Raw genomic sequence first — 23,680 nt, forward strand, 5'->3', positions numbered from 1 at the left:
GTACGCCCCGGTGGTTTTTGTACAATTATTTACGGATTCGAGAATGTAAATAGCACTAAATAACAAGAAATTATATAAATGACCCTGGGTTTAGCCGTAAGTTGTTTGATTAATAACCGTTATTTTTTTCGCGGCTAGCAGGGAATAATTAAAGATGTGTAAAGAAGGGTAAAAAAAACCGGATGCGAGGCATCCGGTTGAAATAGGGGTAAACAGACATTCAGAACTGAATGACGGTAATAAATAAAGTTAATGATGATAGCGGGATTAATTTTAGTCCCAGATGAGAATTTTGTTTTACCATTCAGTGCTATAGGTGTGTAACTGTGTAACTCGTTGACGTTTATTGATAATTTTTATTTTTTGATTATTAGTGCTTATTTTTATGAGCTTTTTGTGCGGAAAAAAAGTTCCCTTGTATTTACAAATTGAAACATCTTGTGGGTATTTTGAAACATCTTAGAAGTTTTAGTATCATATTCTTGTTGGATTATTCTGCATTTTGCAGCACAATGAAATAGCCGACTGATTAGAAGGGTAATCAGTAAGCAGTGGCAATAATAAAAGGCATATAACAAACAGAGGGTTAATAACATGAAAGTTAAAGTACTGTCCCTCCTGGTACCGGCACTGCTGGTAGCGGGCGCAGCGAATGCGGCTGAAGTCTATAACAAAGATGGCAACAAATTAGACCTGTACGGTAAAATCGACGGTCTGCACTATTTCTCTGACGACAAAGGCCAAGATGGCGACCAGACCTACATGCGTCTGGGCATCAAAGGCGAAACCCAGATCAATGACCAGCTGACCGGTTACGGCCAGTGGGAATACAACGTCCAGGCTAACAACACCGAGAGCTCCAGCGATCAGGCGTGGACTCGTCTGGCGTTTGCGGGTCTGAAATTCGGCGACGCGGGTTCTTTCGACTACGGTCGTAACTACGGCGTTGTTTACGACGTAACTTCCTGGACTGACGTTCTGCCGGAATTCGGCGGCGACACCTACGGTTCTGACAACTTCCTGCAGTCTCGCGCTAACGGCGTGGCAACCTACCGTAACTCTGACTTCTTCGGTCTGGTTGACGGCCTGAACTTTGCTCTGCAGTATCAGGGTAAAAACGGCAGCACCAGCGGCGAAGGTTCGACCAACAACGGTCGTGACTGGAACAAACAGAACGGCGACGGTTACGGTACCGCTGTAACTTATGATATCTACGACGGTATCAGCGCTGGTTTCGCGTACTCTCACTCCAAACGTACCAGCGATCAGAACACCAAAGCTGTTCTGGGCCGTGGTGATAACGCTGAAACCTATACCGGTGGTCTGAAATATGACGCCAACAACATCTACCTGGCGACTCAGTACACCCAGACCTACAACGCAACTCGCGCTGGCAACCAGGGCTTTGCTAACAAAGCGCAGAACTTCGAAGTGGTTGCACAGTACCAGTTCGACTTCGGTCTGCGTCCGTCCGTGGCTTACCTGCAGTCCAAAGGTAAGGATCTGGAAGGTTACGGCGATCAGGATCTGCTGAAATATGTTGATGTAGGCGCGACCTACTACTTCAACAAAAACATGTCCACCTACGTTGACTACAAAATCAACCTCCTGGACGACAACCGCTTCACCCGTGCTGCCAATGTGTCTACCGACGACATCGTTGCTCTGGGCCTGGTTTACCAGTTCTAAGTACGCTGAAGTTTGAAAAAAGGCGCCGATGGCGCCTTTTTTTATGCCCGGTTTAACCTTGCTGGTGTACTCTTTGCGCCTTAGCCAGAGGAAGCCAATTTTATGGATATCACTTTTTTTCGCGCCGCCCTGTTCGGCGCCTGCGTATTACTTTCAGGCTGTGATTCAGCCACCGCTCCCCAGACGCCAAAATCCGCCGCCACCGTGCTGGAGGGTAAAACCATGGGCACATTCTGGCGGGTCAGCGTCATCAACCTTGATGAGGCGAAGGCCGAGGCGCTGCGCCAGAAAGTGCAGGCTCAGCTCGATGCCGACGACCGCCTGCTTTCCACCTGGAAGAACGATTCAGCGTTGATGCGCTTTAACCATTCGCCGGGTACGTCGCCGTGGCCGGTCAACGAGGCGATGGCGGATATCGTGGCGATGTCGCTGCGAATTGGCGCAAAAACCCATGGCGCCATGGATATCACCGTCGGGCCGCTGGTCAATTTATGGGGCTTTGGCCCGGATAAACAGCCGGTCAAAACGCCGGATCCGCAGCAGATCGCCGCGGCAAAAGCGCGCAGTGGACTACAGCATCTGACGGTGATCAACCAGGCCGGCCAACAGTATCTGCAAAAAGACATTCCGGATCTGTTCGTCGATCTCTCTACCGTAGGTGAAGGCTACGCCGCCGATCATCTGGCGCGCCTGATGGAGCAGGAAGGGATCTCGCGCTATCTGGTCTCGGTGGGCGGCGCGCTGGTGAGCCGGGGGATGAATGCGGAAGGGCAGCCGTGGCGGGTGGCTATCCAGAAGCCGACCGATCGTGAAAACGCGGTGCAGGCGATCGTTGATATCAACGGACATGGCATCAGTACCTCCGGCAGCTACCGCAACTACTATGAGCTTGACGGTAAGCGCATCTCGCACGTTATCGATCCGCAGACCGGGCGACCTATCGATCATAAACTGGTTTCAGTGACCGTTATCGCTCCGACGGCGCTGGAGGCCGACGGCTGGGATACCGGGCTGATGGTGCTGGGGCCGGAAAAAGCGCAGGACGTGGTTCGCGAACAGGGGCTGGCGGTGTATATGATTGTCAAAGAGGGGGACGGGTTTAAAACCTGGATGTCGCCGCAGTTCCGCGCGTTCCTCGTCGGCGAGAAAAATTAAAGCGCAAGATTTCGGGTTTTTGTTAACGGACTTCGGCCCAGACTGCAGATACACTTACAGCAGGAGTCCGTGATGAAACCGATAATGATTGATACCGATGAGCGCCGCTGGCAGGCGGTATGCGAACGTGATGCCCGCGCCGATGGTCAGTTTGTTTTTGCCGTGCTGACCACCGGCGTTTGCTGCCGTCCGTCCTGCCGTTCGCGTCGCGCGCTGCGGGAAAATGTTCGCTTTTACCCTGACGTTGCAACCGCGCAGGCGGAAGGTTTTCGCCCGTGCAAACGCTGCCAGCCGGAAAAAAGCGACCCGCAGCAGCAGAAGGTAGAGAAAGTGGCCGCCGCGTGCCGTCTGCTGGAGCAGGAAACGCCGATGACGCTGGAGGCACTGGCGCGCCAGGCCGCGCTCAGTCCCTTTCATTTTCACCGCCTCTTTAAATCCGTCACCGGAATGACCCCTAAAGCCTGGCAACAGGCGTGGCGCGCTCGCCGTTTACGCGAAGCGCTGGGGCAGGGGGCGAAAATTACCGATGCGGCGCTGTCGGCCGGCTTCCCGGACAATAGCAGCTACTATCAGCAGGCAGATGCCGCGCTGGGGATGACCGGCCGCCAGTTTCGCCGCGGCGGCGAGGATCTCGATATTACCTGGGTATGCGGCGATGGTCCGCTGGGACGCTGTCTGGTGGCTGAGAGTGAACGGGGCGTGTGCGCCGTGCTACCGGGGGAGAGCGATGCCTTGCTCTGTGCTGAATTAGCCAGCCTGTTTCCCAATGCGCGGCTGCATCCGGGCGACGAGGCTTTTCGTCAGCGGGTGGCGCAGGTATTTTCCCATCTTGATGACCACCGGCAGCCGTTTTCCCTGCCGTTGGATTTGCGCGGCACGGCTTTTCAGCTTCAGGTCTGGCAGGCGCTGCGTCAGATCCCGGCGGGGGAGACCCGCAGCTATCGTCAGGTCGCGCAAAGCATCGGCCGCCCCCGCGCGGTGAGAGCGGTGGCAAGCGCCTGCGCCGCTAATAAGCTGGCGCTGGTTATTCCCTGCCACCGGGTCGTTCGCGAAGATGGGGCGCTATCCGGCTATCGTTGGGGGACGGCGCGCAAGGCGCTGCTGTTGGCACGAGAAGCGTCATCCGAGGAGAAATAATGTTCGATCTTTTTGCCGATACGCCGCCCTGGCAGGAGCCGCTGGCTCCGGGGGCGATAATTTTGCGCCGCTATGCCCGAGAACGCGCCCCGGCGCTGTTGCAGGTAATCGCCGGGATTGCCGGTCGTTCGCCTTTTCGCCAGATGGTCACCCCCGGTGGTTACACGATGTCGGTAGCGATGACCAACTGCGGCGAGCTGGGCTGGACCACGAACCAGCACGGCTATCTTTATGCTGCCGACGATCCGCTGACCGGCAAGCGCTGGCCGCAGATGCCGCCGCTTTTCCGCGAGCTGGCCGCAGAGGCCGCGGCGGCGGCCGGCTATGCGCGCTTTACCCCGGATGCTTGTCTTATCAACCGCTACCAGCCCGGCGCGAAGCTGTCGCTGCATCAGGATAAAGACGAGCATAACCTGCGGGCGCCGATTGTCTCCGTCTCGCTGGGGCTGCCGGCAATATTTCAGTTCGGCGGGCTGCGGCGTAACGATCCGCTACAGCGGGTGCTGCTGGAGCACGGCGACGTGGTGGTCTGGGGCGGCGAATCGCGGCTTTTTTACCATGGTATTCAGCCGCTCAAAGAGGGCATCCATCCGGAGACCGGCGCCTGTCGTTACAATCTCACTTTCCGCCTGGCGGGTAATAAAGAATAAAAATAAGAATTATTCTTGCTGTCATCGTCGAGCAGTTTAAACTGCTGGCTGTTTTTGCTTGCCCGGATTATGCGTTATGGAACTTCTTCTTCTTGTCTGGCGTCAGTATCGCTGGCCGTTTATCTCCGTCATTGCCCTGAGCCTGCTGAGCGCGGCGCTGGGTATTGGGCTTATCGCCTTTATTAATCTGCGTCTGATTACCCTTGTCGACACTTCCCTGACGGTCCTGCCGGAGTTCCTCGGGCTGCTACTGCTATTGATGGCGGTCACGCTCGGTTCGCAGCTGGCGCTGACCACGCTTGGCCACCATTTCGTCTACCGCCTGCGCGGCGAATTTATTAAGCGCATTCTCGACACGCAAATCGAGAAGATCGAGAAAATCGGCAGCGCGTCGCTGCTGGCCGGGTTAACCAGCGATATCCGTAATATCACCATTGCCTTCGTGCGTCTGCCGGAGCTGGTGCAGGGGATTATTCTCACCTTCGGTTCCGCCGCCTATCTGGCCTGGCTGTCGGGAAAAATGATGCTGGTTACCGCGCTGTGGCTGGCGTTGACCATCTGGGGCGGTTTTATACTGGTATCGCGGGTGTATAAACACATGGCCTCGCTGCGCGAAAGCGAAGATAAGCTGTATCACGATTACCAGACGGTTCTCGAGGGGCGCAAAGAGCTGACCCTCAACCGCGAGCGAGCTGAGTATGTGTTTAACCAGCTCTATCTCCCCGATGCGCAAGAATATCGGCACCATATTGTTCGCGCCGATACTTTCCATCTGAGTGCGGTCAACTGGTCGAATATTATGATGCTGGGCGCGATTGGCCTGGTCTTCTGGATGGCCAACAGCCTGGGCTGGGCCAATACGGCGGTAGCGGCGACCTACTCGTTGACCCTATTATTCCTGCGCACGCCGCTGCTTTCCGCGGTTGGCGCGCTGCCCACTTTGCTCAGCGCGCAGGTGGCGTTCAACAAGCTGAATAAATTTTCGCTCGCGCCGTATCGCGCTGAATTTCCGCAGCCGCAGGCGCATCCCCACTGGCAGACGCTCGAGCTGCGCGATATCACCTTTCATTATCCTGACAACAGCTTTGCGGTCGGGCCGATTAATATGACCCTCAAGCGCGGTGAGCTGGTCTTTCTGATTGGCGGCAACGGTAGCGGGAAATCGACGCTGGCTATGCTGCTGACCGGCTTGTATCAGCCGGTATCCGGACAGATCCTGCTCGATGGTCAGCCGATGGCGGCGGATAAACCGGAAGATTATCGTAAGCTGTTCTCGGCGGTGTTTACCGACGTCTGGCTGTTCGACAGGCTGCTGGGGCCGGAAGGGAAGGCGGCTGACCCGGCTTTGGTGGAGAAGTGGCTGGGTTATCTGCAGATGAACCATAAGTTACGGCTGGATGACGGCAAAATCCTCGACCTGAAGCTGTCAAAAGGGCAGAAAAAGCGCGTGGCGCTGCTGCTGGCGTTAGCAGAAGACAGAGATATCATCATGCTGGATGAATGGGCGGCGGATCAGGACCCCCATTTCCGCCGTGAGTTCTATCAGGTGCTGCTGCCGCTGATGAAGGAGATGGGTAAAACCCTCTTTGCTATTAGCCATGACGATCACTACTTTCAGCACGCCGACAGGCTGCTGGAAATGCGCGGCGGCCAGCTATCGGAGCTGAGCGGAAAAGAGCGCGAGCTGGCGACGCGCGACGCGGTCGCCCGTACCGCCTGATAGCGCAGGCTCATCCCGGAGGCGCCAGCCGACCTCCGGGCTTCCCGCAGGCTGCTGTTTTTTCCGTCGACTGAATTCATAGCGGTTATTATTTCCGCCTCCTCGCGCTATGCTTAAGGCTTCCGGCCTGCTGGTCTGACAGATATTTTTACAAGGATTGCCTGACCGATGTCCGTTTTGCATAAAAAAAGCGCCAGATTGCGTGACGAAGAGCGCGCCCGCCTCATTTGGCTCCTGAGCACTGATAAAGCCGTCACATCTTCGCTGCTGGGAAAATTAACCCTCGCTGAACGTTACGATGACAACACGCTTGCCGACGATCTGGCGGAAGTGGAGATGCTGGTTTCACACCTGCCGCCACCGGACCTTGCCGATGCGCTTGAGGCGCTGCCTTATGATGCGCGCAACGCGCTCTGGCGGCTGGTCGCTGACGATAAGCGCGGTGAAGTGCTGCTGGAGGCATCGGAAAGCGTCTGGGGCGACCTCATCGAGGAGATGAGCGATCACGACCTGCTGTTCGCGCTGCAAAATCTCGATATTGATGAACAGGTCTACCTGTTGCAGCACCTGCCGCGCGATCTGACCGGACGTTTGCTGGCAACCCTGCCTGCGGATAAGCGCGCGCGTATTCGCCAGATGATGCGCTACGCCGACAATACCGTCGGTGCGATCATGGAGTTTGAGGTCATTACCGTTCGTCCGGAAGCCACTCTCGCGGCGGTACAGCGCTATCTGCGGCGATTAGGGAAAATGCCGGAGAACACCGACAAACTGTTTGTGACCACCCGCAATAAGCTGCTACTCGGCGAACTCGAGCTACAAACCATTCTGCTTAACGATGCGCAGAAGCGGGTGGGGGAAGTGATGGAAGGCGATCCGGTGACCTTCCAGCCGCACGAGGACGCGGAAAAAGTGGCGCGTACTTTTGAACGTGATGACTTACTTAGCGCCGCGGTGATTGATGCCGACGGCAAGCTGATGGGGCGTTTAACCATCGACGAGATCGTCGACGTGGTCTATGAAGAGACGGACAACGATTTACGCCGGATGGGCGGCCTGAGCAACGATGACGACGTTTTTGCCCCGGTCAGCAAGGCGGTGAAAACCCGCTGGGCCTGGCTGGCGGTGAATCTGTGCACCGCGTTTATCGCCTCCCGCGTTATCGACGGTTTCGAACACACTATCTCCCAGCTGGTGGCGCTGGCGTCGCTGATGCCGATTGTTGCCGGGATCGGCGGCAACACCGGCAATCAGACGATCACCATGATCGTGCGGGCGATGGCGTTACAGCATATTCAGCCGGGAAGCTTTTCGTTCCTGATCCTGCGCGAGATGGGCGTCGCGCTGATCAATGGGATCGTCTGGGGCGGGATTATGGGGGCGATTACCTGGTGGCTGTATGACGATCCGCAGCTTGGCGGCGTAATGACCCTGGCGATGATGCTCAACCTGCTGATGGCGGCGATGATGGGCGTGATTATCCCGATGGTGATGGTTAAGCTGGGACGCGATCCGGCGGTCGGCTCCAGCGTGATGATTACCGCGATTACCGACACCGGCGGATTCTTTATTTTTCTTGGGCTGGCGACGATTTTTCTGATGTAGCCCGCGCTTGATTACGCAGGCGGCGAGGGATCAGCGCCATTGAAACCAGGCCAGCCAGGACGCCAATGGCCAGATTGCTGGTGCCGACGGTCGCGCCGACGGTAACCAGCATCACCAGCGTTTCCGGCCACGGGTTGCGCGCCAGCTCCGCCGGACGAACGCTGTGCCAGCTAAAGGTTTTTACCGCCACAATCACCATCACGCCGGCGAGAACGGCCATCGGGATTTTCGCCATCACTTCGCTGAGCGCGGTCACCAGCAGGAGCAGCACCAGGCCTGCGACAAGGGTCGAGACGCGGCTGCGCGCTTTGCCCATTTCAACGTTAACGATAGTCTGACCGATCATTGCGCATCCGGCGATGCCGCCATAAAACCCGGCGAGGATATTGGCGATGCCCAGACCAGCGCTCTCGCGCGCTTTACTGGAAGGGGTATGGGTCAAATCATCGACCAGCTTCGCCGTGAGAAGCGACTCCATCAGGCCGACAAAAGCGATGCTCAGCGCGCAGGGCCAGATAATGCTCAGCGTGGTTAAGTCCAGAGGCACCATCAGGCTGGTGAATCCCGGCAGTCCGCCGCTCATGGAGCCTTCGTCGCCGACGGTCGGCAGCAGCTGGCCGCTGAAAACGGTAAACAGGGTCAACAGAACGATAGCGATCAGCGGAGAAGGGATCGCCTTAATAAAGCGCGGCGCCCACAGCACAATCAGCAGCGTTAACACGAACAGGCCGATAATCAGCGGCTGCTTGCTCCAGAAATGCGGTACCTGAGCAAAAAAGATGAGAATACCCAGCGCGTTAACAAAACCGGTCATCACCGCCTGCGGGATAAAGCGCATCAGGCGCGCCATGCCACAAACGCCAAACAAAATTTGAATAACCCCCGCCAGAACGACCGCCGGCAGAATATAGCCGACGCCGTATTGATGCACCATTGGACCGATAACCAGCGCCACCGACCCGGCGGCCGCGGTGACCATCGCAGGCCGTCCGCCCAGGAGCGACATCGCCAGGCACAGCACCACGGAGGCAATCAGGCTAACTTTCGGATCGACCCCAGCGATGACGGAGAAGGAGATGACTTCGGGGATCAGGGCCAGTGCGGTGAGCACGCCAGCCAACGTTTCACGCGTCAGCAGCGCGGGCGAACGCAGTATCTGGCCTAATGCGCCAGCGTTACCGGAGGTAGCGGGATCAGAAACTGGAGGCATAAAAAAAGTTCGCAGATTTTAAAAATTTGGCGGCAGGACCGATCGCTACTTACGTGCGGTCGGTCACAAAACCGAGGATAATAGCGCGTAAGCGCCGCTGACACCAGTACAAAATGTGATTTGTGATACACATTTATTAAACATTTTTATAACAGATCTCAAAACTCAACTTAAAATTTAAACAATATTTAAATTTTTTTTCTTCAGTGTTACCTTTGAAGCCGAGAATCGTTTCACCTGCGCTAAATAAAAAAGCGAGTAAAGTAAGGCTCAAATCCGATGAAGAAAAAGATGGCCGTACCCAGCTCACAGGCGGTTGGTTCCAATAACACTCGGACCAATACCCGCCATGAGCAAGAGACGGATGTATTGTTGATTGGCGGCGGCATCATGAGCGCCACGTTGGGAACCTGGCTGCAGGAACTGGAGCCGGACTGGTCTATTACCATGGTCGAGCAGATGTCCAGCGTCGCGGAAGAGAGCTCGAACGGATGGAACAACGCGGGCACCGGCCACGCGGCGCTGATGGAGCTGAACTATACGCCGCAAACCGCTAACGGTATCAATATCGATAAAGCGGTCGATATCAACGAATCTTTCCAGATTTCTCGTCAATTTTGGGCCCACCAGGTGACCCGGGGCATTCTGAAAAAGCCGAAATCCTTTATTAACAGCGTGCCGCACATGAGCTTCGTGTGGGGCGAAGACAACGTTAACTTCCTGCGCGCCCGCTATGCGGCTTTACAACAAAGCGAGCTGTTCCGCGGTATCCGCTACTCCGAAGATCATCAACAAATTAAAGAGTGGGCTCCGCTGGTAATGGAAGGACGCGATCCGCAGCAGAAGGTGGCCGCAACCCGCTCGGAAGTCGGCACCGACGTGAACTACGGTGAAATCACCCGTCAGCTGATCGCCGGGCTGCAAACCCATGACAATTTCTCGCTTCAGCTGGGTACCGTGGTACGCCGCTTTAAGCGCAATGCCGATAAGAGCTGGAGCGTCACGCTGGCGGATGCGAACAATCGCCACCAGAAACGGGTTATCAAGGCTAAGTTTATCTTTATCGGCGCCGGCGGCGCCGCGCTGACCCTGCTGCAGGAAACCGGTATTCCGCAGGCGAAGGAGTACGCGGGCTTCCCGGTCGGCGGGCAGTTCCTGGTCTGTGAGAACCCGGAAGTGGTTAACCACCATCTGGCTAAAGTCTATGGCCAGGCGGAAGTGGGTGCGCCGCCGATGTCGGTTCCGCACATCGATACCCGTATTATCGATGGCAAACGCGTGGTGCTGTTTGGGCCGTTCGCGACCTTCTCAACCCGCTTCCTGAAAAATGGTTCGCTTTGGGATCTGCTGGCTTCCACCAACACATCAAACATCATGCCGATGCTCAACGTCGGGCTGGATAACTTCGATCTGGTAAAATATCTGATTAGCCAGGTGCTGCAAAAGGACAAAGATCGTCACGCAGCGCTGTGCGAGTACTACCCGGAAGCGCGCAAAGAAGACTGGCGCTTATGGCAGGCCGGCCAGCGCGTGCAGATTATCAAGCGTGATGAGAAGAAGGGCGGCGTTCTGCGTCTGGGTACCGAAGTCGTCAGCGATGATGAAGGTACCGTTGCCGCGCTGCTGGGCGCCTCGCCGGGGGCTTCCACCGCCGCGCCAATCATGCTGCAGCTGATGGAGAAAGTGTTCAAAGAGAAGATCAACTCCGCGGACTGGCAGGCGAAACTGAAAGCGATTATACCGAGCTACGGTACGCGTCTGGATGGCAACGCGGCGGAAATTGAAAGGGCGCTGGCGTGGACCAGCGAAGTGCTGGAACTGCACTATGAGCCGCTTACCGCTGCTGATGATGTGCCGCAGGCGACGCTGAAGCCGCTGCCTGAAGGCAAACCTATCGCGGATATCGCGCTGTAAATGCTTTCCGGCGGCTCAGGCCGCCGGAATCTGTCTTAGCCATTAACGCTCAACGGCAGCGCCGATGGTTTCGTCCGCTCGCCAGATACGATATTTCACGTCGATGTTCGCCGGGGTATAAACCACGATAGGTAACCTGCTGTTGTAACGCAGCATGCCCGCATCGCCCAGGCCAGCCATCACAAACTGCTTCTCTTTTTTACCGTCCGGGCAGGCCATCATGGTTGAGACGGGTGACGTCACTTTATCAAACACGTAGTAGTCGTAGCCCCAGCCTTCCAGGGTTCTGCTTTCCAGCTGGCCGCCAAGGCGGTGGCGATTGCAGTCGACTTCCAGCGTCTGGCCAATTAACAGCTCTACTTTTAATGCGGACTCATCCTGCTGCTGCGGCAGCTGAATCACCTGACGCTTCATCCCTTGTTCCGCCTTAGGATACGGAGCGATTTTTTCCAGCGGCTGCTCAGCTGCAACGGCGCTCGCGGAAACGCAGGCAATGGCCAGCAGGGAGGCGGCAAACGTAGTGATTTTTTTCACGTGAGTAATCCTTTGTTATCAATCATAAACAGCACAATGTTAGCATTAGTTTGCGTTATGAGTAGTGGTGTTTACCAAAGTTTTCATAGTTTCTAGTTATAAGTTCTGCTATTGCGGTAGGGGGCAGTTATTCATCACCTGCGGCAGCCCGCGTTTTTCCGCTGCCGCCTATTATTGAATAGGTGAATTTTTAAAATGATTATGATCAATAAAAGAATTAATTTACATGTGAGATTATTTTATTCGTTATATTTAGCTTCCGTCATTTAGAATGATTCATAAGGGAAATTAATTGAAAGGGAATTGTTCATTTAAATAATTGATATGAGTGATGGTAGATGAAAGTGAAAAAGGTTTTACTGGTTGCGTCGCTGGCGGTTTCTTCGCTATTGGCAGGTTGTACTTCCGAGTCACAGCGTTTGGCGAACTGCGAGGCGAGGGGGATTTTCCGCGATACCTGCTACTTAGCGGAGCAAAATCGTCAGGCCTCGATGAATGCAGCTTATGAGAAGCAGGCGTTAGAAAACGCCGCCGCTGCCGTTCAGCATAGTCAGAGCGCGAAGGTGAAAACCCGGCACTTTAACGGCATGGAGATTAAAGGCACCAGTACCGGCTTAAGTATTGATGGTAAAGCGGCGGCGGTGATTGAGAAAAATAAAGACGCGACCGTTTACCAGCAGGGGCTTTACAACTTTATCGTTTACGCCAACGGCAAAATAGCCGTCACTCAGGACGGCGTGTTTAAAGGCTACGCCAAATAAAAGCGCCGATCGGGGGGATAGGCTCCCCCTGTATACCTGCGCGGTCCAAAAGGAACGCGTTACTCCTCGTGATTTTTACCCTCTTCTAAGAAATCCTCATCAAGCTCGTCGATATTTCCGGCGTGATCGCGTCCGGACAGCAGGTTCCAGCAGGCGATAAACAGGGCGGCGATCAGCGGGCCGATAACAAAGCCGTTGATGCCGTAGATTTCCATGCCGCCGATGGTGGTGATCAGGATCAGGTAGTCCGGCATTTTGGTATCTTTGCCAACCAGTAGAGGGCGAAGAATATTATCGACCAGGCCGACGATGATCACAAAAAAGCCAACGATAAACGCCCCCTGCCATAGCTGACCGGTCGCGAAGAGATAGACTGCCGCAGGAACCCAGATGATCGCCGAGCCCACCGCCGGAATCAGCGACAGAAACGCCATCAGCGCGCCCCACAGGATGCTGCCATCAAGACCCACGATCCAGAACGCCAGTCCGCCAAGCGCGCCCTGCGCGAGGGCGACCGCTACGGTACCTTTGACGGTTGCCCTGGCGACGGCGGCAAATTTGGCGAAAAGATGCTGCTTCACGTGATTCGATAGCGGCAGGGATTCAAGGATCAGCCTGACCAGGTACGGACCATCTTTGAGCAGGAAAAACAGCAGATAAAGCATGATGCCGAAGCTAATGGTAAAACCAAAGGTGCCTTTACCAATCAGGAATGCGCTACCGGCCAGGTACTGGCCTCCTTTAAGCGCAACGTCCGAAAGCTGGCGCTGAATTTGTTCCGCGCTATCAAGGTCATGCTCTGAGAGGAAGCTCCTGGCCCATTCCGGCAGGTGCGCAAACAGGCTGGCTACCACGGTCGGGAACTGGGTATCGTTATGCTGCAGTTTGGTGTAAACCACGTTTAGCTCGAAGGCCAGCGACGAGAGAATGATCGCCAGCGGGGTAAACACGATCAGACAGATAATCACTATCGTCAGAAACGCCGCCAGGCCGTTGCGCTCGCCGATCCGATCGCGCAGTTTGTTCTTCACCGGGTGGAAGATGACCGCCAGAATTGCTGCCCATAAAATGGCTGAATAATAGGGGGAGAGAACGTCGAAAAAAGCAAGGGTGACGATCAGCACGATCAGGATGAAAAATCCCTTCGTAAGTCCATTAACTCTCATGTGAATCCTTCAGAAAAATGACGTGTACCATCAAATAATAGAAGCTTTTCCATGATTTACAATCAAAGTGACTGGTTCGTTTTGCTGAGAACAGGGAGGAAATATGACATTAAAAAACCCGCAGTCTCTGTAAGAGTGCGGGTTCTTAAGGGGTTACCGATTTAATCGGTGAATAATTTGGTCGGCACGAGAGGATTAAATAAAGCAATATAATATATTGATTATAATTGATTTTTTTATTGAATTGTATCAGTGTATGCCTAAGCGTATGCCTAAAAGGTAAAGTCATCTTAGATGGAGGAAAAACACTGCTACTCTAAAATTTCACCTGACTTAAGGGTTGCAGTAAGCTAAAGCCACCACATGGATTCAAGGGGCGGGCTGGATGATGAAAAATTGGTCAGTTGAGCATACGAAGAATGTTAAGACATGGCTGGATATTGATACGTATCGCGGGAAGAGCTGACTCTCATACCGCTCTACGATGATCTGATGGCAAGGATTCAAGCCAAATCAGGAGTGTTTAAAGTGAAAGCCATAAGCCTCAACATATTTAGGGTTTTCAGCAGAAACCAAATTTATCATTTAACATTAGGCTCATTATATTAGCTTTGTGAAGAAGATATAATGATTGGAGGAGAAAATAAAGATAATAAATATCTATATTGCTTTTTATTAAAAGATCGTATAAAATAAGTAAGTGGATACTTCATTAGTTGATCAATACAAAGGAGGATTTATGCTACATAATCTATTAAAAAATATCACAGAAAACGCTTATTTTGAATAAAAGAGTATTTTTTAATTAAAGAGCAGTTTAAACTGCTCTTTTTTTTAAGGCTACCTAATGAAAAATGATAATAAATTTTCATTGCAAAACGTAATATATATATTAGTTATCTTTAGCATTATTTTTTTAATCGGAGTGCTATTTTTCTGTCAAACAAAACCATTTAATATTAGATCACTCAACCGCAGAGATTGGTTGTATATATCGCTGATATTATTATTCAGTTTTAGTTTTTATTTAGTGTTATCCATAAAGTATGAAGAGATAAAAAAATCTTTAGTTGTGATATCTACAGCGATGTTTTTAACACTTTCCATATATTACTATTTAATGTCAAAGATATCTATGGAGTATCAGACAACGCTTTCACTATTGGTGAGTTCATTATTTATTTGTGCTGGTTGGTGGACCCAATCAACTATAAATAGATCATCGCAACGTAAAAGTCATACACTAAATTTGATTATGAATCAGAGATTTAGTGATTTATATATGAGAAAGAACGACGATCTAGTTAAAGCCTTTGGAATGAATATTACAGTACATCCAGATTGGTCAGATAGGGTGTTTAAAATTAAGGATCAACCAAAGCCGTCATTTCAAAATCCGTTATATGCATCAGAATATTTCTCTTATGTCGAGGGTATTAAGGGGTTGTCATATCTCCTTAATTTTTATGAATTTGCAGCAGTTGGAATATTAAAAGGAGATCTTGACGATAAAATGATGAAAGAATGTTTCAGCGGCGCAGTTTGCCGTATAGAAAAAAGAGCATTCTTTTTAATCAGATATTCTATTGCCAGGGACCCAAATGCATATGAGAATTTTATAAAGCTGATGACGAAGTGGGGGAATGAATCCTTAGTAATTAAATATAAGGACAAAACGGATGATACAATTTGTAATGATAGTAGTTTTATAGATATCTTTACTATATCCAAAAAACCAACGGAGTTTTTAAAATAAATAAACCTCATGTTGAATTGACAAGATTTGACATGAGTGTTGGCTTTCAAGCTAATAAAAAGAGTCAAATCAAAAAACAAAATCCTAATAAGGTGCCATATAAATTTATAAACATAATATTTTATCAAGTATAAAGTGAATTTAGTAATCATTCCGCCCACATAAATTGATTAAATATTAGTTAAAAGGTTAACGTAATGGGGTTTATGAAAAACTGGTCAGTTGAGCATACGAGAGATGTGAAGAAGTGGCTGGATGTTGATAGCTATCGCAAGTTTGAAGAGCTTCCGCTCATACAGCTTTACCATGAGCTACTGGCAAGAACACTGTTCTTTAAGCCGTATCATGAGGAATTTGAAGCAGAAGCGGTCAGGCTTTACATCGACAGGATCTTCACTGGAAAACCGTTTCTCATCACAGAAAAGCATCTCGGCTATCTCACAAGAGAGGATACCCTTTACCAGCCACCGCACTTCTTTCTCACAACCACCGAACGACTGGCACAGTTGAGCATCAACGGTCTGCGAAATTCACTGTTCTTTTGGGATGGGAGTGATGAGTATTCGGTTAACCGTGAATTCCTCGATAGCCCTGTATCAGAAGCTCTCCCCAAGTTGTTCAGGGATACGGTCATGGTCGAAATTGACCTTGCGAATGGAACTGATGAGGAAATAGCTGAATCACTCAAAGCAGCGCTACCTCAATGGCGTAAAGTCAGAGGTATCGAGGCAGATACAACGGACGCTATCCGCTTCGGTTATGGAACGATTAAGAAACTCATCAACTACAGATTGATACCCATGATCGACATCCTTGTATGGTCAACCTTGCATAAGGTTCGCATATCAGAAGATCGACTTTCACGCCTCCTTTACACCGACGATGATGATGAAGAACAGACCCGACTTAATCACCAAATTCGGGACACAGACAGACCACTGGCGATAAAAGCAGCCAGTATACCTTTCATCCGACAGTTTCATCTGTTCATCAACAAAAACAGCCATCTCAAAAACCTCAGAGTTTCAGACGTGATGAAAATCGCTGATTCTGACTAAGGCCAACCTCCATTAGCTCTGGCGTTCCCAGCTTCTGTGTCTTTCCCGCTGATTCATTCGTATAGTCGTTTCCATCAAAACGAAAGAAGAGGAAACGACTATGAATCAGCACAACACCCGTCTTATTCGCCTCCCTGAAGTTCTCAATCGAACCGGTTATGGTAAAGCCTGGATCTATCATCTAATCAGCAAAGGATGTTTCCCATCACCAGTGAAAATTGGATCTCGTGCAGTTGCTTTCATTGAAAGTGAAGTGGAAGAGTGGATTCAATTAACTATCGAAAATTCAAGAAAGCATGTCGCCTGAAATAAAATTACAGCCTTCATATTTATGAAGATTAATTCTCATATTTGTAAAGTTTATATCTTAACAAAACCTATATTTAACGTAATTCTTTACGTTTTTTCATGCAGGGCTTACGCCATAGGCATTTAAAGGTGGTTTCTTAATATCGGGTATGGATACTATTATCTAGCCGTACCTGTTTCTTTCACGTGAAAGAAATTTTTTTAAATATTTAAATTCATTACAAATAAAGTCTTATATAACAAAAAAATTTGCAAAATTTAAATTGATAAAATAAAGATAAGCCGTAGTGATTACTAAATGTAAAGTTTTTGGAGGGTTATTATAATGCCATATCAAATAAAAAAATTTGTGATGAGCAATGGCGAACGAGGATGTTTGGTTCTCGATAAAGAAACGCAGTTGCCTGTTTATTATCAAAATCTCTATCTTACAACCAATGTCAGGAATAGAAGTGCGACCGCATCAACGATGGAGATAGTTGCAACAAACTTACTAATACTAAGCAAATTCCTAAAAAGCAGGAAAATAAATATCATTGATAGAATTGGAATTAAGGAGTTCCTAAGTGTAGCAGAAGTGGATGACCTGATACGCTATGCAAGGCAGAGATTTGATAAGCAAAAGATTACAAATGTAAGATTAATAAAAGGGTATCAGATTGCAAGAAGAACTTTCGGTTATAGGATTTATGTTTTTTCGAACTATCTTAACTGGCTATGCGGGTTGATTCATTCTATTAATGGAATTCATGCTAAGTATGAAGTCGAGAGTTTCATAGAAAGTATTAAAGCACATCTCCCGCGAAATAAATCTCTTAGCATGAATGACAGAAAAGATAAATCACTGAGCAAAGAAGAGATAAAAAAACTGTTTGAGTTATTAGAAATTGAAGGAAGCCAAAATCCTTTCCAGAAGGATGTTCAAGTGAGAAACAGACTCATTTTTACCTTACTATTGAATTGTGGTTTAAGAGCAGGAGAGCTATTAAATCTAAAAGTTAATGATTTAAATCCTAGGGATTACACACTAAGTATTTTCAGAAGACATGATTGCATTGAAGATCGAAGGCTGAATCAACCTTTAGTCAAAACTGGTGAAAGGGAAATTCCATTGTCGGACGAGTTAGCATTGGAGATTTTGGATTACATAAATAACTATAGAAATAAATACACCAAAAAGAAGAAGCATGACTTCCTGTTTGTTACACACAGTTCATGTAAAACAGTTGGAGAACCTTTATCTGTTTCAGCATATGAAAAGATAATTTCGACCATTAAAAAATCAAGCCCGGAATTAAAGAATTTATCAGGTCATAAATTGAGACATTCTTGGAACTATTTCTATTCAAGTGAAATTGATGATTCGAATTTAGATATCAGCCGAAAATCAGGTTTGAGGTGCTATCTCATGGGGTGGTCAAAAGACTCAAAGATGTCAGAAAATTATAACTTCAAACACATATCAATAAAAGAAAAGGAAGTTATTGGAAGAGTTTATGACTCTTTGAGAAAAATAACTAAAGGGGAATGAAATGAAAACAAGCACTTTAAAAAAAGAGAATGTAGTTTTTGCAATGATGAAAGGGTATAGCTTCAGGATTTCTGATATTAAATGGCAATTAGATATAAATATTTGTGTTTACCCATATAAGGTTGCCGATAAAATGCCAGAGTCGATGCGTGTTGGTTACCTCAATACCTTGGCATATTTTTCGTCTGAATATAGTTCAGGTTACATAAAGAATATAAACCACATCTTTATCCAATGGCTAAGATTGATGGATCTTGAAATGATTAATTCCACAGCGGTTTATCAATTTAATGTTAGCTTAGGCCCTGAGAAAAACTACAAGCTAAATTCAATAAAGAATTTTCTTAGTAAATGGAAAAAACTCGGTTATGAAGGAGTTGATAACTCAGCTCTAAGAATGCTGGAAAAAATAAGCATTAAACCTAATTTAACGGGGGAGGCCGTTAAACGAAGAGATCCGAATAGTGGACCATTAACGGAAGAAGAGATGAAAATCATACTTGAAAGTATCAGCAACTTGTTGAAAGAAGATAAAATCCCTCTGTTTATTTATTGCTACATTATTCTATTAGCAACAACGGGAAGGAGGCCATTACAGTTAACTTCGTTAAAAGCGAAAGATCTCATCAGAACGGGAGAAAATTGCTTTCTAAAAATACCGAAAGTAAAACAAAGGAAGAACTTTAGAAGTGAGTTCAGCTTGGTAAGTATCGATGACTCCCTTTATGAGAAACTAACAACCTTGGTTAATATGAATCAAAAACATATTGAAGATAGCGTTAGTCAGAGTATGGACCATATAAAAAATGAATTACCCATATTCATGAACACTAAAAAATCTTTATTGATTCATTCTGATGAAAGTTTAGATACCATCATGACAACTGATTTTTTACATATGAATACTTATTTTATCTCAAACAAACTAAGTAATTTGACTACTAAATTCAATATTAGGTTATCAAGTAATAACGATCATATACGACTTAATGCAAGACGATTCAGGTATACCCTGGGAACTCGTTTAGCAAAGGAAGGAGCATCAGTTGAAGTAATCGCTAAAGCATTAGACCATAAATCTATAAACTCATCAGGTATATACGTAAAAAATTGTCCAGACAATGTTCATGATATAGACAAGATGCTTAATCCTTTTTTTGAACCGCTATCAAAGATATTTCTTGGAGAAGAACAGTCAAAAAACAAGAAGCTCTTTACTGAATATGTTTTAAATTCGTTCGGATTTTTTAATGGTAAAAACGACCAAATTGAATGTTTCACTTGTAAAAACTTTAGAGCCTGGAGTACAAAATGACCAATATCATCTTATTCGAGCCAGCCAATGCTAATAATCCGAGTTCAAATGTTGATGAATTTATTGAATTTTGTAAGAGTAATATTTTCAACTCGAAGTTAGCGATTTCATGGGAAAACAATGTATGGAAGAGATATTATAGATTCAATAAATTTGATATGAACAATAATCGAAATAGCAAAGATAGATTAGATGGTGGTTTCATTGATTTCGCTAAAGCTTATATGTTTCATATTCACTCATTTAACAAGTCAAAGTCAAACCAAAATACTTTGTCAATGTTGAAAATCATTGAGTTTGTTTTATTGAAATCATACGGAGAAGCTAATATTATCAAGTGTAATAATATCATATTTGATGAATGTGCAAGGTTAGCATCAGCCAAATATTCAAAAAAACAAGCAGTTGGAATTGGTAAAGAACTTGAGAAACTATGTTCATTCTTAACTGGAAACAGAATGACGACCTCATCATACTTTTTCTGGGTGAATCCGTTAAGGCATAAAATAACTCAGAGCTGGAAAGGTTATGAACCTTCACTCGAAGGACACTCAAAACTACCAGACATAAAATCCGTAATAGCTATTGCTGAGATTTTCTCAAAAGATGAAAGCCAATTGTCTACAAGGGACATCTTCACTACTTCTGTTCTTGCACTACTCATGTGCGCTCCAGGAAGAATTTCAGAAATTTTAAGTCTTCCAGCGGATTGTGAGATTACTGAAAAAGATGACAAAGGCATTGAACGATATGGTTTAAGATTTTTTTCAGCAAAGGGTTATGCTGGGGATATCAAATGGATTCCTACAGTAATGGTCCCTATAGCTCAAAAGGCGATAGCTCGATTAAAAAAACTGTCCAACCATGCAAGGTTTGCCTCAAGAACAATGGAAGGCCAAGGCACTGAGTCATCCAAGTATGCACTCATTACCACAAAGCCTCAGAATTTTCCTTGGTATGATGAAGAAAAAAGAATTAAATATTCAAATGCTTTATGTCTTTTATTTGACAGGCAACTGTGTCAGAAGACAAGAAAAGATTTTTCATCTTTTTTCAGACCCACGGCTGAGTTTTTTAGAATGGATATTAATGCTGTTGCAAGTATAAAAGGCACAACAAACCTGTTCAAAAGACACGGCTATATCAATGAGGATGGTATTCCCTATTCTATTAGAACTCATCAATTAAGGCATCTATTGAATACTTTTTCTCAAATTAATGGCATGGATGAGTTTAGTATTGCTCGATGGTCTGGAAGAAAGTTGGTCTCACAAAATGTTTCCTATGATCACCGATCACACTTACAAATGACTAAGCTCATAAGAGAAAAAACGACAATCGAGGCAAGTGATAGCCATAGGAAAAAAGAAATAGCTATCATGGACATAACTGATTTCGATTCATTGAATGATGGAGCTGTGCTCGTTACTAAGCATGGTTACTGCAAGCACTCATATGCTTTTGACGTATGCGGTTATTATCCAATACAAGACTCTGGAAAGGATGCTGATCGACTATTGGTAATTCATAATAAAATTATTGAAAAAACGTATCATGATAAAAATGATGGGAATGTTAATGCTGAAAAATGGTATGAGTTTCAAAATAAAATTATAAAAGGAGAATAAATGGCTAAACATATTACTGGTTATGATGAAAAACGCATAACAAATATTATAAATAACTGGAATAAAGATGAGAAGCTAACCTGGGATGCTTTATGCGACAAGTTAGTAAAGATTATTGGTAAGAGACCTTCAAGACAATCTCTAAGTAGCCATGTCAAGGTTTCGGATTGTTTTAATTCTAAAAAGAAGACTCTCAAGTTTGGTATTAAAGAAACATGTTCTATTAAGCCTGCTAATTTAGAAATCGCTTGTCAGAGAATAAAAAGGCTCGAAACTGAAAACGAAGCTTTGATAGCATTAAATAACAGATATTTAGAGCAGTTCAAGATATGGCTTTATAATTCTCATTTGAAGCAAATAACAGTTGAAGAGCTTAATAGACCCTTACCTGTAAAAGATATTTAAATAAAATTTGATAGGTTTTAACTATTGACATGATTAATAATTATGATATTTCTTTAATTATCAGGAAGACAAAAGTAAATTGCAAGGATGCATATTATGAAAAAAATAAATATTAATCTCATGGAAAGGTATCTTCTTCTGCTTGATCGATTCGTTGATAAACTTACGGAATCAGGCTTTGAAGAACAGGAAATTATAGAGCAATCATACCTTTTTTGTGCCGGGTTTTACATTAAATACCAGCCTGAAATAGAAAAGCTAACTTTTTCAAACAGGGAGGTCGTTTTAACCTTTCTGCTACTTTCATATTATAGTCATATAAATAAACTGGATGATGATTTGATCAACAAAGAGCGTATGAAGCATGTATGTTCTTCATTGATTAACTTTATAGTCAGTAATAGTAGCCGAACAGAGAAAGTCTATGTTAATGAGAAAAGGAAATATGAGGCTTCAACTCTAAAAAGAGAATTATCGAAAAAGGATAAAAGGAAAAGATATGGGTTGTAGTATTTGTATGGTTTTCATTGAGCTTACTTAATCTATAGTCTAAATTTTAATATTAGATTCGTAAATCTATAATTACATGAATCAAATCAATGCTTAAAAGCATCCTCTAAGATGCTTTTACTGTTACCATGCATACATACCCTGAACCTTTAACAAACGATAATAGAGGGGGGGATAACAACCCCCTGACATTAATAAGGTTAGCGATATTAATCAGCATCGTTCTGTCAAACATTTAATTTCTTTGAAAATTACTAATTCTACCTCTTAAGTTAATAACTTCTACTTGATAGTGTATTTTGGTAAGCTGGAGAAGAATTTTTTGATTGGATCATCAATAAGAAAAAGCTAGAATCCTTAGAAGGACATAGATTTCCATAGGGTTAAGATATGACGATTGCAAAGGATAGTTCGACTGATGAAATCATTCATGGAAATGATCTCCGTGGAATGGATGATTTTTACATTAAGACAACGAGTTTTGAATGCCCATACGAGCCTTGTAAAATTAAAGCCACACCTTGTAGTTTTACTATGAAACATGTTAATCAATCATATTTTAGATATGGTGATAAACATAAGGATGGATGTGGTATTCATGATCCAAGATATAAAAACAAACATACTTCAAATGACGAAAGAAAACATAATTCGCCACCTGCTCCGGTTATATCACTTTTAAAAATTGATGTGAAACCAAGAAGTGGTGTTAAAAATACCAGAAATAGTAAAAATGAAAATCACAAGGATGAAAAAAAAGGTAATGAACATCCTGTATCTTCATCAAGTATTAAGCCAGTCGTTGACTATTACATAAATAATAGCAATCATAATGAACAGCTATCAATCCCTCCATATGGCACGCGATCTTATAAAGATACATTTCAACTTATTTTTTACAAAAACAACATACGTTATTACAAACCTGCTATTTATTACGGTGTAGTCCAGTCTAATATTCGTCTGCATGAAGAGTCAGATAAACATTGTATTACTTTCCTCGCAAGGGATAAGAAGACGCAAAAACCATTTACGCTTGAAATTGATGTTTCTGACTGGAATAAAAGTCAGAAGGATGTGTTTTGGAAGGAATATGAAAAGCAAAGGAAGGAAGCTGATAGGTATTATAAGGGACTTAAAGATAAACGGAATGCTAAAAAATACCTGACGGTTTTCTTTTTTGGGATGCCGGATGAAAATGATAAGTTTCTATTTAAGACAAACCACTTTAAATTAGTATATGTGGCTTTCTTGGGTAAAATTGAAAGCTCATATAATGATAGTAATTATTACATTGAAAATGATCTGTCTGTATCATTATTGAATGAACAACCCATTTCATTATCTGATATAGACCATAAAAATCATGAATATAATATTGAAACTTCATTAGATTTTAGTTCTCCTTTGCCAGAGCCAGAGCCAGAGCCAGAGCCAGAGCCAGAGCCAGAGCCAGAGCCAGAGCCAGAGCCAGAGCCAGAGCCAGAGCCAGAGCCAGAGCCAGAGCCAATAAAATCCTCTTTAAAGGAAAATACTGAGACTGTAGAAAAGAAGAGTAAAGTTTGGGGGAGGCTAAAAAAGATAATCACTATCTTTAAAAAGTGATTTATGTTTTCTGTAAAAAAAG

At 46.2% G+C, this 23,680-nt stretch carries 20 protein-coding genes; 17 read left to right on the forward strand and 3 right to left on the reverse strand.

Annotated elements, in window-relative coordinates; genetic code table 11:
• Positions 1-594 precede the first annotated feature (594 nt).
• The 6 genes from ACE3MN_RS07940 (at position 595) to mgtE (ending at position 7,956) form a co-directional block, all read left to right on the forward strand.
• The gene (locus ACE3MN_RS07940) at positions 595-1,689 is read left to right on the forward strand and encodes a porin OmpC (protein WP_024359232.1); all 1,095 of its coding nucleotides are present in this window, start codon (positions 595-597) and stop codon (positions 1,687-1,689) included.
• Between the two features lie 102 nt (positions 1,690-1,791).
• Positions 1,792-2,844, forward strand: a complete 1,053-nt coding sequence (apbE, locus tag ACE3MN_RS07945) for an FAD:protein FMN transferase ApbE (RefSeq protein ID WP_098066629.1) — start codon at positions 1,792-1,794, stop codon at positions 2,842-2,844.
• A gap of 72 nt (positions 2,845-2,916) precedes the next feature.
• Positions 2,917-3,981, forward strand: coding sequence for a bifunctional DNA-binding transcriptional regulator/O6-methylguanine-DNA methyltransferase Ada (gene ada / locus ACE3MN_RS07950; RefSeq protein ID WP_102649893.1), 1,065 nt, complete (start codon positions 2,917-2,919; stop codon positions 3,979-3,981).
• Positions 3,981-4,631: a DNA oxidative demethylase AlkB gene (gene alkB / locus ACE3MN_RS07955; RefSeq protein ID WP_024359229.1), complete on the forward strand. Its 651-nt coding sequence runs from the start codon at positions 3,981-3,983 to the stop codon at positions 4,629-4,631. The genes ada and alkB overlap by 1 nt, the downstream gene beginning before the upstream one ends.
• Before the next feature lie 76 nt (positions 4,632-4,707).
• Complete coding sequence (locus tag ACE3MN_RS07960) at positions 4,708-6,351, forward strand: multidrug ABC transporter permease/ATP-binding protein (RefSeq protein WP_024359228.1); 1,644 nt, start codon at positions 4,708-4,710, stop codon at positions 6,349-6,351.
• A 168-nt stretch (positions 6,352-6,519) separates the two neighbouring features.
• Positions 6,520-7,956 (forward strand): magnesium transporter, encoded by a 1,437-nt coding sequence (mgtE, locus tag ACE3MN_RS07965; RefSeq protein ID WP_024359227.1) that lies wholly within the window; start codon positions 6,520-6,522, stop codon positions 7,954-7,956.
• Here the strand turns inward: mgtE and ACE3MN_RS07970 are convergent.
• Positions 7,919-9,166: a SulP family inorganic anion transporter gene (locus ACE3MN_RS07970; RefSeq protein WP_375364330.1), complete on the reverse strand. Its 1,248-nt coding sequence runs from the start codon at positions 9,164-9,166 to the stop codon at positions 7,919-7,921. The genes mgtE and ACE3MN_RS07970 overlap by 38 nt on opposite strands.
• A gap of 279 nt (positions 9,167-9,445) precedes the next feature.
• On the opposite strand from ACE3MN_RS07970, the gene mqo reads away from it, so the two are divergent.
• On the forward strand, positions 9,446-11,080 hold the full coding sequence (mqo, locus tag ACE3MN_RS07975; RefSeq protein ID WP_024359225.1) for a malate dehydrogenase (quinone): 1,635 nt from the start codon (positions 9,446-9,448) through the stop codon (positions 11,078-11,080).
• Between the two features lie 42 nt (positions 11,081-11,122).
• On the opposite strand, the gene eco is transcribed toward mqo, so the two are convergent.
• Positions 11,123-11,614, reverse strand: coding sequence for a serine protease inhibitor ecotin (eco, locus tag ACE3MN_RS07980; protein ID WP_024359224.1), 492 nt, complete (start codon positions 11,612-11,614; stop codon positions 11,123-11,125).
• 338 nt (positions 11,615-11,952) lie between these two features.
• Here eco and ACE3MN_RS07985 point away from each other — a divergent pair, with 338 nt between their 5' ends.
• A complete protein-coding gene (locus ACE3MN_RS07985) occupies positions 11,953-12,375 on the forward strand; it encodes a hypothetical protein (RefSeq protein ID WP_154932300.1) in 423 nt (140 codons plus the stop codon).
• 59 nt (positions 12,376-12,434) lie between these two features.
• Here ACE3MN_RS07985 and ACE3MN_RS07990 read toward each other — a convergent pair whose 3' ends face one another.
• A complete protein-coding gene (locus ACE3MN_RS07990; protein WP_004133895.1) occupies positions 12,435-13,541 on the reverse strand; it encodes an AI-2E family transporter in 1,107 nt (368 codons plus the stop codon).
• 847 nt (positions 13,542-14,388) lie between these two features.
• Between ACE3MN_RS07990 and ACE3MN_RS07995 the strand changes: the two genes are divergently transcribed.
• The 9 genes from ACE3MN_RS07995 to ACE3MN_RS08035 all read left to right on the forward strand — a co-directional run bounded on the left by ACE3MN_RS07995 (position 14,389) and on the right by ACE3MN_RS08035 (position 23,658).
• Positions 14,389-15,297: a DUF4760 domain-containing protein gene (locus tag ACE3MN_RS07995; protein ID WP_071845378.1), complete on the forward strand. Its 909-nt coding sequence runs from the start codon at positions 14,389-14,391 to the stop codon at positions 15,295-15,297.
• A gap of 206 nt (positions 15,298-15,503) precedes the next feature.
• On the forward strand, positions 15,504-16,355 hold the full coding sequence (locus tag ACE3MN_RS08000; RefSeq protein ID WP_181620178.1) for a DUF6387 family protein: 852 nt from the start codon (positions 15,504-15,506) through the stop codon (positions 16,353-16,355).
• A 100-nt stretch (positions 16,356-16,455) separates the two neighbouring features.
• Entirely contained in the window at positions 16,456-16,662 is a 207-nt protein-coding gene (locus ACE3MN_RS08005) for a helix-turn-helix transcriptional regulator (RefSeq protein ID WP_010616890.1), read from the forward strand.
• A gap of 327 nt (positions 16,663-16,989) precedes the next feature.
• The gene (locus ACE3MN_RS08010) at positions 16,990-18,195 is read left to right on the forward strand and encodes a site-specific integrase (protein ID WP_214453412.1); all 1,206 of its coding nucleotides are present in this window, start codon (positions 16,990-16,992) and stop codon (positions 18,193-18,195) included.
• A 1-nt stretch (position 18,196) separates the two neighbouring features.
• A complete protein-coding gene (locus tag ACE3MN_RS08015; protein WP_064182789.1) occupies positions 18,197-19,510 on the forward strand; it encodes a tyrosine-type recombinase/integrase in 1,314 nt (437 codons plus the stop codon).
• Positions 19,507-21,138, forward strand: coding sequence for a DNA-binding protein (locus tag ACE3MN_RS08020; protein ID WP_375364331.1), 1,632 nt, complete (start codon positions 19,507-19,509; stop codon positions 21,136-21,138). The genes ACE3MN_RS08015 and ACE3MN_RS08020 overlap by 4 nt, the downstream gene beginning before the upstream one ends.
• Positions 21,139-21,543, forward strand: coding sequence for a hypothetical protein (locus tag ACE3MN_RS08025; RefSeq protein ID WP_039521903.1), 405 nt, complete (start codon positions 21,139-21,141; stop codon positions 21,541-21,543).
• A gap of 96 nt (positions 21,544-21,639) precedes the next feature.
• Positions 21,640-22,053, forward strand: coding sequence for a hypothetical protein (locus tag ACE3MN_RS08030; RefSeq protein WP_375364332.1), 414 nt, complete (start codon positions 21,640-21,642; stop codon positions 22,051-22,053).
• A gap of 390 nt (positions 22,054-22,443) precedes the next feature.
• Positions 22,444-23,658: a hypothetical protein gene (locus ACE3MN_RS08035; protein ID WP_375364333.1), complete on the forward strand. Its 1,215-nt coding sequence runs from the start codon at positions 22,444-22,446 to the stop codon at positions 23,656-23,658.
• Positions 23,659-23,680 lie beyond the last annotated feature (22 nt).

This window comes from Klebsiella grimontii (assembly GCF_042137965.1).
Classification (GTDB): domain Bacteria; phylum Pseudomonadota; class Gammaproteobacteria; order Enterobacterales; family Enterobacteriaceae; genus Klebsiella; species Klebsiella grimontii.